Source organism: Polyangium sorediatum (assembly GCF_029946465.1).
GTDB classification, from domain to species: Bacteria; Myxococcota_A; Polyangia; order Polyangiales; family Polyangiaceae; genus Polyangium; species Polyangium fumosum.
Genome location: NZ_JARZHI010000038.1, coordinates 26,890 through 37,957, shown reverse-complemented (window position 1 = coordinate 37,957; position 11,068 = coordinate 26,890). Strand labels below are relative to the sequence as shown.

General features: G+C 68.4%; 9 protein-coding genes. 6 read left to right on the top strand and 3 right to left on the bottom strand.

Going from position 1 to position 11,068, the window contains the following annotated elements; genetic code table 11:
• Positions 1-111 precede the first annotated feature (111 nt).
• Complete coding sequence (locus tag QHF89_RS31830; protein WP_136969525.1) at positions 112-555, top strand: gamma-glutamylcyclotransferase family protein; 444 nt, start codon at positions 112-114, stop codon at positions 553-555.
• A gap of 119 nt (positions 556-674) precedes the next feature.
• On the opposite strand, the gene QHF89_RS31825 is transcribed toward QHF89_RS31830, so the two are convergent.
• A complete protein-coding gene (locus tag QHF89_RS31825) occupies positions 675-1,568 on the bottom strand; it encodes a YihY/virulence factor BrkB family protein (RefSeq protein WP_284721172.1) in 894 nt (297 codons plus the stop codon).
• A 277-nt stretch (positions 1,569-1,845) separates the two neighbouring features.
• Here QHF89_RS31825 and QHF89_RS31820 point away from each other — a divergent pair, with 277 nt between their 5' ends.
• On the top strand, positions 1,846-3,261 hold the full coding sequence (locus QHF89_RS31820) for a PQQ-binding-like beta-propeller repeat protein (RefSeq protein WP_284721171.1): 1,416 nt from the start codon (positions 1,846-1,848) through the stop codon (positions 3,259-3,261).
• Between the two features lie 331 nt (positions 3,262-3,592).
• On the opposite strand, the gene QHF89_RS31815 is transcribed toward QHF89_RS31820, so the two are convergent.
• Positions 3,593-4,327: a hypothetical protein gene (locus QHF89_RS31815; protein ID WP_136969527.1), complete on the bottom strand. Its 735-nt coding sequence runs from the start codon at positions 4,325-4,327 to the stop codon at positions 3,593-3,595.
• A 152-nt stretch (positions 4,328-4,479) separates the two neighbouring features.
• Between QHF89_RS31815 and QHF89_RS31810 the strand changes: the two genes are divergently transcribed.
• The 4 genes from QHF89_RS31810 (at position 4,480) to QHF89_RS31795 (ending at position 10,120) form a co-directional block, all read left to right on the top strand.
• Positions 4,480-5,340: a hypothetical protein gene (locus tag QHF89_RS31810; RefSeq protein ID WP_136969528.1), complete on the top strand. Its 861-nt coding sequence runs from the start codon at positions 4,480-4,482 to the stop codon at positions 5,338-5,340.
• Between the two features lie 86 nt (positions 5,341-5,426).
• Positions 5,427-6,203 (top strand): tetratricopeptide repeat protein, encoded by a 777-nt coding sequence (locus tag QHF89_RS31805; RefSeq protein WP_136969529.1) that lies wholly within the window; start codon positions 5,427-5,429, stop codon positions 6,201-6,203.
• Positions 6,204-6,213: 10 nt separating this feature from the next.
• Complete coding sequence (locus tag QHF89_RS31800; RefSeq protein ID WP_284721170.1) at positions 6,214-7,359, top strand: alpha/beta hydrolase; 1,146 nt, start codon at positions 6,214-6,216, stop codon at positions 7,357-7,359.
• 286 nt (positions 7,360-7,645) lie between these two features.
• Positions 7,646-10,120: a PAS domain-containing sensor histidine kinase gene (locus QHF89_RS31795; RefSeq protein WP_284721169.1), complete on the top strand. Its 2,475-nt coding sequence runs from the start codon at positions 7,646-7,648 to the stop codon at positions 10,118-10,120.
• 24 nt (positions 10,121-10,144) lie between these two features.
• Here QHF89_RS31795 and QHF89_RS31790 read toward each other — a convergent pair whose 3' ends face one another.
• A complete protein-coding gene (locus tag QHF89_RS31790) occupies positions 10,145-11,035 on the bottom strand; it encodes an alpha/beta fold hydrolase (protein WP_136969531.1) in 891 nt (296 codons plus the stop codon).
• Positions 11,036-11,068 lie beyond the last annotated feature (33 nt).

Genomic DNA, 11,068 nt, shown 5'->3' with positions numbered 1-11,068 from the left:
GCCGCCCCCTGCAGAGCAAGGCGCCGGGCCTCTGCCTCGCACGTATCCCGCCCCGGACGCGCCCCCCCACCGGGCTTTGCGTCTCCACCGCCGTGGTCTATCGTTCCGGCCATGGCCGCGCCGCCGACGAACCGCGAGATTGTCCTCTTCGTGTGCGACAGCCTCATGCAAGGCGAAGAGCTCCACACCCGCCTCGCCACCGCACGCCCCCTCGGCCCCGCCACCACCCCCCCCACCTACGACCTCGTCGATCTCGGCCCCACAGGCGCCCTCGTCCCCGGCGGCATGGTCGCCGTCACAGGCGAGCTCTACGCCCTCGACCCCCAAGCCCTCGCCGCCCTCGACGTGTTCCGCGGCCACCCCGTCCTAAACCAGCGTCTCCCCATCCGCCTCGAAGGCGGCCGCGAAGCCCAAGCCTACACCCTCGCCCCCGAGCAATCCGCAGGCCGCCGCCGCATCCTCACCGGCGACTGGCGCAAACGCCGAGGCGCCACAACCCTCGGCGGAGGCCGAGGCACAGGCCCCGTCATCCGCTGGGCCGGCCGTCGGTCGTAGGGGAGCGTCGCGCCGGGGTTTTCACCCCGGGCCCCGACCAGGGGTTGTCCACCCCTGGACCCGGACCAGGCACGGCCTGGACCGAAGGTGCATCAACCGCGATGCGGTTGATGCATCGATCAGGGAGTCGAGCCAGGTCGTTGGCGTTCGCCTTTGCGTGTGCCGTTTCGTGCGTAGTGTTCGAGCAGCGAGTTCACCTCGGAGCCGAGCAGGATCACGATGCCCACGACGTAGAGCCACAAGAGGAGCACGATCACCGCGCCGAGGCTCCCGTACGTCGCCTCGTATTTCCCGAAGTTCGCCACATAAAAGCGAAACCCGAGGGCAGCCAGGATGACCACCCCGACCCCGAACACGGCGCCCGGCGAGAGGAACCGGAACCGCTGCTCCACATTCGGCCCGAAGGAATACACGACCGCAAACGCCGTCAGCAAAAAGCCCAGGATCACCATCCAACGAAACGCGGAGAAGAGCCTCAAGAGCGCGCCGCTCCAGCCAATGATCTCCGCCACCTCGCGCTGCAAGATCCCGCCAAACACGATCAGCCCGAACGCCGTCACGACAAGCGCCCCAAAGAGCAAGACGAGCAGCAAAGACATCCCCCGCGTCTTCCAGAAAGGCCGCGTCTCACGCACGTCGTACGTCACGTTGAGCTGCTGAATCACCGCATTGAGCCCGTTCGACGCAGCCCACAACGCACCGAGCAGGCCCACCGAGAGCAGCCCGCCCCGCCGCTCCGAAAGCACCCGATCAATCGTCGTCGTGAAGAGCTCCGCCGCCTGCGTCGGCATCAGCTCCCCCAAAAGATCCATGATCGCCGGCTCCAGATCCGGAATCGGCAGGTACGGCAGCAAGCTCAGGAGGAAAATGGCGGCGGGAAAGATCGATAGCATCAGAAAATACGCGAGCGCCGCCGCGCCCGTCGAGACCTGGTCCTCGCGAAACTCCTTATAAAGGTCCTTGACGAAGCGCCGAACCCCGACGCCCGGCCGGATCAGCCGGCCGAAGGGCACGAGCGTCCTACGCTCGTCTCCACGGTCGGCACGGGAAAGCCTGCGCCAGCGTGCATGCGCGCGCCGCGACCGGCTTTGCACACCGAGCGGGAGATGGAGCCGCATGACCCCTCCCCAGGGCAAGCCGGATGCCGGACGGTTCCCAGCCCGACGGGCCTCCTGTACCCTTCGTGCCGTGAGCGCTCGATTCTCCCCACGGCTCGCCTGCCCCGTCCTCCTCGCAGCCGCCTGCGCATCCCATCCCCCGGACCCCAGCAGCCGCCCCCCCACGCCCCCCGTGACGCCCGCGGCCAGCTCCACGAAACCGACGCCCACCCCAACAGCCGCGCCGGCCCCCGAGACGCCGCCCGCAAGCACGATCACCGGCGACATCGAGGTCCGACTGCGCATCCCTGCATGGGATGCCTTGATCGCCAAGGACACCACGATCGTCATCGAGCCCGATTTCGTCACGCTCGCCGGGTACGACACAAAAACCGGGGCGCTCCGCTTTCGCAAAAAACTCCTGCCCGAAGCCGCGCGCGGCCGGCACACGCTTGGCCTGCGGGGCGACAAGGTCGTCTACTGGGCCGCCGATCAGCTCCTCACGCTCGATCCGACGACCGGCGCCCACGACGCGCCCGCGCGCGTCCCGCCGAACGGCACCTGCTCGCTCGTCACGCGTGGCGCCGCGTGCGCGTTCGCCTGCGAATGCACGCTCCAGGTCGTCGACTGCAAGACCCTCGCGCCCCTCGAAAAAGCCTCCTTCGAAAAGACCCACATCGAGGAGTGGGATCCCGACGGCACGCCGAGCTCCGGTTGTTATGGCCGAGGCACCACGCTCGTCGGAGGCCATGGCCAAACGACCGTGGTCCTCGTCGAGGACAAAACCAAACCCACCGTCGGCCGCCTCTCGCACCCGCTCGTCTTGCTCGGGCTCGACGCAAAGACCGGCGCCGTCCGTTATCGCACGCCAAACCCGCCCGGCGAGCCCCCCCGCGACGACCCGACCTTTTCCCCGGACGGCAAGCTCTTCTGGCTCGTCAGCTCGGCCGAAGAAGTCACGGTCTTCGACACGGAGACCGGCGCCCGGCGCTGGGCCTCGCCGCCCGAGGCAAACATCGATCGTGTCCAGAAGAGCTTCCTCGCCTGGATCAACAACCCGCCCGGGCTCTTCCGGTTCGCAGAGGACGCGGCGTTCCTCCACGACATCCGGACCGGCAAACCCGTTTGGCGCGCCAAGGTCCCCGCGGGAGCGTTCGCCGTCCCGCGCGGCACCCACCTCCCCTTTTATACGGTCGAAACGAACGGCGATCCGCCGCTCGACCTCCTCCTCCTCGACCCCGCGAACGGCGCCGTCACCACGACCGTCCACATCCCCGCGGGCACGACGGTCCACGACGACCCGAGCGGCGGCTTTTACCTCGAAAACAAAGACCTCGTGGCCTACGACGTCGCCGGCAAGGAGCGGGCGCGCGCCGTCGCTCCCCTGCCGAACCTACACGCGTTCTCCGATTTCGTGACGGTCAGCGGCGGCGACCAGTTCGCCGTGCTCGATCGCGACAAGCTCGCGCCCGTCCTCACGGCCACCGGAAGCCTCGCCGCGATGCCCGGCAGCACGCTCGCGGGCGGCGTGCTCCTCTACCGCTGGGTCAAGAAAGGCGCCGAGGTCGGCGAGGTGATGCTCGTGGCGCGAAGAGCCGCGGCGCCCTGAGAACGCGCGCTTGTCGACCCGCCAGGGCACACGCCGCGCTCCCCGCGTGTCCTGGCTCCCTCACCAGGCGCCGATCCCGGCTCCCCCCGCGCCCTTGTCCGTCCACAAGGACGCGATCCGCGCTCCTGATGTGTGTTGGCATCCTCTCCAGGACACAAACCGGGCTCCCTGCGCGGGCTTGTGAGCTGACAAGGACGGGATCGGACCCCCCTCCGCGCGCTCGTCGGTGGACCAGCGCAGGATTCCGACGCCCTTTGCGTCCTTGTCGACCCATGAGGACACGATCGACGCTCGGTTCGTGTCCTCGTCGAGGCGCAACCCCGCAGGTCGGTCAGGTCTTCGCAGCCGCGTCCGGCTCCGCCGCCCCCGCCGGCTCCTCCGCGGCATCATTCTCGCGCCCCTTCCTGAAATCGAAATAAATGAACCGGGCGAGACCACGCCCGCCGCGCCCGAGCGCATTCTCCACGGCCTTTCGCTCCTCCCACAACGTATCGATGACGAGCTTGCGCGCGCCGAGCTCCGTCTGGAAAAGCGCATTCACGTGCTTGTCCCCCTCCCGCACCGACGACGCGACCGGGCCGACGATGGGCAGGACCTTGTCGAGCAGCGCGAGCACGTCCGCCTTCACCGACAACGTGGAGTCGTGGACCGCTTTCCGCAGGTCGATCGCGAGATCCTCGTCTTCCTTCACCGTCGGCGAGGTGTATTCCTCCGTGCCGTGCGGGAAGATGGCCCGGTATTCGGGATTGGAGGTGCTCCGATCCGGGAGCGAGGTGCGAATCGTCTCCGACGAAACCGCGATGACCGCGTCGAAGCCACGGTCGACCCCACGTCCCCTGCCGATCTCGACGCGCTGGTCGACATATTCGAACACAACCCGCGCGACGTAGGCCCCCACGAGCTGCTTGACCGCCGCCACGACCTTGTTCCCCGATTCCTCGAGCGCCGCGCGACGCTTCGCATCCGGAACGAGGTTTTCCATCGCCGCCACGCCGAGCGTCCGTCCCCCGACATCCGCCGCGTACCAGGCCGTCTTCAGCGTGTCGGATCCTACCGTAGGCAACATTCTCGCGTCCCTCCAGAATGATCGAAGCGTGTCGGGGGACACCCTACAGAGGCAACTTGTAACCTGTCAAGGCATCCCTCCGCGCCAAGGGCGGCACCTTGACGCCGCGCGCCCCCCTCGATATTCGTTGCACCCCGAACGAGGAGCACGCGATGGGCCGTTACATCAGCGGAACGGATGGCTTTTCCTACAAGTACGCCACGGGCGAGCAGGACAACAACCTGACGGATCTCGCGGCGGCCGCGGGGGTCGGCAGCTCCTACGTAAAGCCCGAGTTCTGGGCGTGGATGCCCGAGACCGAGGAGAACCGCGCCATCGACTGCATCGCGCTCGCCAAGGCCGTCGTCGCGGAGACCGGGGCGGCAGGCGAAGTCACGGCCGTCTCGCGGTATCCGGACGCTGGCATCTTCCTCGACGAGGGCTACGGCGGCTACGTGCTCGAGTTCGTGCAGTACGCGATGGCCGAGCAGATCCTCGAGGTCGCGCGCCGCGTGGATCGGGCCCTGCCGCACCCGGCGCGCTTGATGCCCCTCGTCGGCGTCGCGCGTTTCGTCATGAGCCGCGAGGACGCGCCGCGCATGCTCGCGTACGTGAACGAATTCTTGCCGGAGAACCTCTGCGTCTCGGAGGTATCGATCCTCGCGGGCCGCAAAAAGGGACTCGACGCCGCATTCGGAAAGCAGCTCGGCGCGTTACGCGGCAAGGACGATTTTCTCCCTTTCATGGGCTTCCAGATCCTTTGCCATGCGATCTGGAAGGACCTGCCGCGCGTCGAGGTCTGGGAGAGGGACCCCGCGATCACGGCCGCGGGATTCTGGGAGAACGCGCCCGAGTGGGGACCTTCGTGGCTCGTCGGCCGCGGCAAGAAGACCGCCGAGCAGCACTGGGTATCGGGGATGGTGCGCCTCTTCCAGGGCGACGCGACCGGCGCGCGGACGGAATTCGTGGCGGCGCGGGAGCACGGCGAGACGCGCGCGACGCGCTGGGTCGAAATGGTCGACCGCCCGCTTTGAGGATCCTTGCGAAAAACCTCTTGTGGGCGGGGCGCGTGAGGTGTAGCGAACGAGGTGGGGCATTCGTTCGCCCTGAGGGGTCACGCATGAAGATTCGTACCAAGATCCTGTGGTTCGTCGGGGCGCTCATGCTTGCCGGGGCTCCGGCGTGTGACGAGGGGCCGAAGGGGCCGGCCCAGGAGCACCTGAAGAAGGGGGACGAGCTGCTCGCCGCCAGTGATTACACGAAGGCGGCCGAGGAGTACGGCAAGTCGCTCGCGGCCGATCCCAAGCAGGAGAAGGTTTGGGAGAAAAAGGCCTTCAGCCACAAGGAAGCCGGCGACATGGCCGCGGCCGAGGCGGCGATCCTGAAGACGCTCGACTTCAAGCCCGACGCGGCGAAGAAGGCCGAGGTCTACGCGAACCTCGCCGGCATCTACATGTCCAAGAACGAGACGGACAGCGCCGAGAAGAACTTCGTCGAGGCCATCAAGCTGAACCCGAACGACCTCGGGTCCCTCAAGTGGATGGGCGAGCTCGCCGCGCGCAAGGGCGGCGCCCGCGACATGAAAGCCCCGCCCGTCGAGGAGCACCTGAAGAAGGCGGCGGAGTGGTACGACAAGGCGATCGCGGCCGACCCCGCCGACTCCGGCACGTACGTGAACAAGCGGATCGTGATCGGCAAGCTGATGGAGCACGAGCGGCTGCAAAAAGAGGCCGCGACGAAGGAAGGCGAGGAGGCGGTCGCGGCCAAGGACAAGGCCAAAGAGGATGCCGCCAAGGCCAACGCCGACAAGCACCAGGCGCAGATGGACGAGTACAAGAAGCAACTCGACGAGCTCGGCAAGAAGATCGGCGAGCTGATGAAGGCCGCGAAGAAATGAGCCCCGCCCCGTGAGCCCCCGCGCCGCCCTCCCCCTCGCCACCCTCGCGTGGCTGCTCGCCTGCACGCCCGCCGCAGATACCGAAGACCCCACGGCGAGCCACGCCGCATCGAGCGGAAGCGAAAGCGGAAGCGGAAGCGGAAACGGCAGCGGAGGCGGCGGCGGAAGCGGAAGCGGCGGCGGGGGCGGCAGCGGCGGCGGCAGCGGGGGCAACAGCAGCAGCGGCAGTGGCGGCGGGGGTCCGATCGTCCCGCTGCCGACGACCCCCTTCACGCTCGGCGGACAGAATGGCTGGGAGCACGACGAGGCCCAGCCTTCGGGCTATTTTCACACCTACGACGCGCTGACAATCGGCCCCGCGGGGTTCGCCCCGCGCAAGGTGCACGTCTACCTGCCCCGCGCGTACGCCGAGACCGACGCGCGGTATCCCGTCGTGTACATGAACGACGGACACACGACGTTCTGGCCCGGCGGGCCCGGGAACATCACGTGGGACGTCGATCAGCGCCTCTCCGAGCTCTACGCCGAAAAGGCGATCCCCCCGGTGATCGTCGTCGCCCTCCACCCGATCGAGCGGGAGCGCGAGTACAGCCACGTCGACATGGGCGACGGCAAGCCCTGCTGCGATCTGCCCGAATACACGGCGTACGTCGCGGACGACGTGAAGAGCTTCATCGACACGTATTACCGCACGAAGCCCGAGCCGGCGAACACGGCCATCCTCGGCTCCTCGCGGGGCGGGCTCGCGTCGTTTTACATGGCGAACCGTCGCCCGGATCGGTTCGGCAAGGCCGGCTGCCTCTCGCCCTCGTTCTGGGCGGGGCTCGACCCGGTCTTCGGCGGAAACTTCCCGGGCGGCCCGCTCGAAAGCTCGGTGCTCGTGACGACCCTCGCGAACACGCTCGGCGCCCCGGCGATCCGGCCGCGGCTCTGGATCGACTGGGGCCTCATCCGCACGGGCGGCTTCCACAACGAGGCGATCGAGGCGGCCGCCACCAAGCGCGGGGTCGAAATGGTGGCGCTCCTGAAACAGTCGTATGGGTACGTCGAGGGCAAGGAGCTCTTCTGGTACGAGGATCCGATCGGCGCCCACGACGAGATCTCCTGGAACCGCCGTTTCCCCGACGTCATGAAGGCGCTCTTCGGCGCACCCTGACGGTCGCCCCGCGTCTGCCGCGCGCATCCCCCGCCAAACGAGCCCTCGCTCTCGGGATCAACCGAAGAACACGCGGACGAGCAGGACGGAACCGTACGCACGTCCTCAGCGCCGCGCGTGTTCACGCGCCGAGACGTGGCGATTGCTCTGACATTCGGCGTTGATAGTTTGTAAATTGGGTTTTATGTCATCCGAGCTCGACCGAGCTCCTCCTGCGGACCTGCGTGGTCCTCCGGAGGCCGTGTTGGATGGTGCTTCGATTTCTCGCTCGGCCGCTCGCCTCGCCGTGGTTCTCGGCGTCGCGGTCGTGATCGTGTCCATCGGCGCGCTCGCCGGCTGGGCGCTCGACGACCCCAGGCTCCGCACCTGGCTGCCCCGTCATCAACCGATGATGCCCGTCACCGCCGTGGCGCTCATCCTCCAGGCGCTCGCCGTGCTCTCCGTGAGCGCGGCCCGGCAAAGGAAAAACGCTTCCAGCTCCTTGCCGGCCAGCGCGCTCGCGGCCGCCTCGTTCGTCATCACGCTCTCGACGCTCGTCGAATATGCGACCGGCAAGGTCTTCTTCGACCGCCTCCTTTTCGAAAGCGCAGCGCACGCCATGCCCGCCCCCTTCCCGGGCCGGATGTCGCTATACACGGCCGTCGTCGCGAACTTCACGGCGCTCGCGTGCCTCTCGGTGTCCAGGGGCTCGCGGCGCGCGCGGGCCCTCACGACCCCGTGCGCGGCGATCGGGGGATTGCTCGCGCTCCTTTCGCTCCTGGGGCAGGTGCACGGCGCCCGGGTCCTCCTCGGCGTCACCCGCATGAGCGGCATGGCCATTCCCAGCGCCGTCGCGACGCTGCTCATCGGCATCTCGTGCCTCGCGCTCACGCCCGAGCGGGGCATTCTGGCGGCCCTCTTGCGCGGCGGATCGAGCGGCGTCCTGCTCCGCAGGCTCCTCCTCGTGGCCACGGTCCTGCCGCTCGGGCTGGCCGTCCTCCTGCGCCTCGGCAATTACGCGGAGCTCTACAGCCTCACGTTTTCCTTTTCCGTCTTCGTGCTCCTCACGCTCGTCGCCTTCCACGTCCTCGCCTACCTCGCGGCCGGGGTCGTGGCGCGTATCGAGGAAGATCGCGTGGAGCGCGCCGTGCTCGTGGCGGCGCGGGCGCAGGTGACCGCCGAGCGCGACCGGGCCCGGGCGTTCGCCGAGGCCCTCCGGCAGCACCAGGCGCAGCTCCAGGCCATCGCGGATCATGCGCCCGCTGCCATCTACATCAAGGACGCGGAGGGCCGATTGGTCCTCGTCAATCGAACCGTCGAGCTCGCCTATGGAAAACCCCGGGAGGAGCTGCTCGGCGCCTTCGAGCGCGACGTGCTCCCGCGAGAGACGGTCGCCGTCTTCCACGCCCACGACGCGATCGTGCGCGAGCACGGGCTGCCCGTGGAGGTCGAGGAGAGCCTGGTCCTGCCCGACGGCCTCCACACGTACCTCTCCATCAAATTCCCTCTCCCGAGCCCCGACGGCGCCCCCGCCATGGTCGCGGGCATCTCCACGGACATCACCGAAAAGAAGCGATTCGAGGAGCGCCGGGAGTTCTTGCTCGCGCTCCAGTCCGAGCTCTTGCATTACGAGGATCCGGCGACGCTCGCGCGGCTCGCGGTCACGCGCCTCGGCGAGCGGATCGGCGCGCGCGGCGCGGGGCTCGTGCTGGTGGATCACGCGGCGCAAGAGGTCGTGCACGTCCGCGAATACGAATATGGGAGAAAGCCCCTCGACGCGGATCGGTTTCCCCTCGACGTCTGGGGCGGGACCCTCGCCGAGATACACGAGGGTCACGTCATCGTCATCCACGACACGCGCACCGACCCGCGGATGAGCGCCGATCACGAGCGCATTCGTGGCTGGTACGGCGTCGCTGCCATCCTGATGGTGCCGCTCTTCCGGAATGGAGCGTGGGTCGCGTATCTCTCCGCCTACACGGCCACGCCGCGTCGATGGTCGGACGACGAGGTCAAGCTCTTCCAGGCGGTCGCGAACATGACCTGGCCGCTCTACGAAAATGCGCGCCTCGTCGCCCTGTTGCGGGACGCGGTGCAGGCGCGCGACGATTTCCTCTCGATCGCCTCCCACGAGCTCAAGACGCCCCTCACCCCGCTGCTCCTGCGGCTCGAATCCCTCGAGCGCGCGACCGCGGCGCAGCCCGACGCGCCGTATGTGCGCACGGTCAAGAGCGTGCTCGACGTGGCCAAGCGGCAAATGAGGCGCCTCACGGATCTGACGACGGACCTGCTCGACGCGACGCGCATCCAGGCGGGAAAGCTCTCCGTGGAGCGGGAGGAGGTGGATCTCGTCGAGGTCGTACGCGACGTATGCCAGCGCTTCGCGCCCGACGCCGCGCGGGTGCACGCGCCGCTCCTCGTCGACGCCGCGGCCCCGGTGGTCGGCCTCTGGGACAGGCTCCGCATCGAGCAGGTCGTGGACAACCTCCTCTCGAATGCGCTGAAATACGGTCCGGGAAAGCCGATTCGTATGGAGGTCTGCGTCGCCGCCGAATCCGCCGTCTTCACGGTGCGGGACCAGGGCATCGGCATCCGCGCCGAGGATCACGAGCGTATCTTCGGGCGCTTCGAGCGGGCCGTCTCGGAGCGCAGTTATGGCGGCCTCGGGCTCGGGCTCCACATCGTCCGCGCGATCGTACAGGCGTTTGGTGGGACGATCTGCGTCCACAGCGCGCCGGGGGAGGGCGCCGCGTTCACGGTGACGTTGCCACTTGGGCGATAGGCGGATCGAGCAGCCGACAGGGAATCACGCGCCCTTCGGCCGAAGGAATGTGGTGATCTCGGACGTCACGAACGCGGGGCGCTCGTGGTGAATCCAGTGCGTCGCGCCGGGAAAATGCACGATACGCACGTCCGGCGCGAGATCGGCCCCCGGATCGGCGAGCTCGCGGCCGAGGTGGCGGTCCTCGTCGCCCCAGAGCACGAGCACCGGCGCGTCGACACGGCGCGCGGGGACCTGGCTCTTCCGTCGAAGGGCGGCGCGATAATAGTTGACCATGGCCGTGAGCGCGCCGGGCGCGGCGAACGCCTCGCGATAGAGCTCGAGCTCCTCGGCGTCGAGCGCGTTCGGCCCGCGCACCTCCTCGCGGAGCGCCTTCATCAGCGGGGCGTGGTTGTCCCGGCTCATGAAGTACTCGGGGACATCGGGGAGCTGAAACAGGAACATGTACCAGCTCCGCGCGAGCTGCCGCGGCGAGCGCCACCCGTCGCGCAGCATCCGCACGGGGTGCGGGCCATTGATCACGACGAGCCGCTCCAGAAGCTCCGGATGGGCCATGGCGAAGCACCACGCGACGGCGGCGCCCCAATCGTGCCCCACGACCGAGGCCCGCGGCGCGCCGAGCGCCCGCACGAGCCCCGCGATATCGGCGGCGAGGTGCTGGGTGCCGTACGGCTCGATCCCCTCCGGCTTGTCCGACGATCCATACCCGCGCATGTCCGGGACGACCACATGAAACCCCTCGCGCGCGAGCGCCGGGAGGATACGCCGCCACGCGTACCAGAACTCGGGAAACCCATGCAGGAGGACGACGAGCGGGCCGCTGCCGGCCTCGGCGATGTGCAGGCGTACTTCGCCGACGTCGACGGTGCGGTGGCGGATCTCGAGATCTTCGTCAGGGCGCTGGGAGGTGTTCATGCGCGAAGTATACGCGAGACGCTCCCGGGCGCC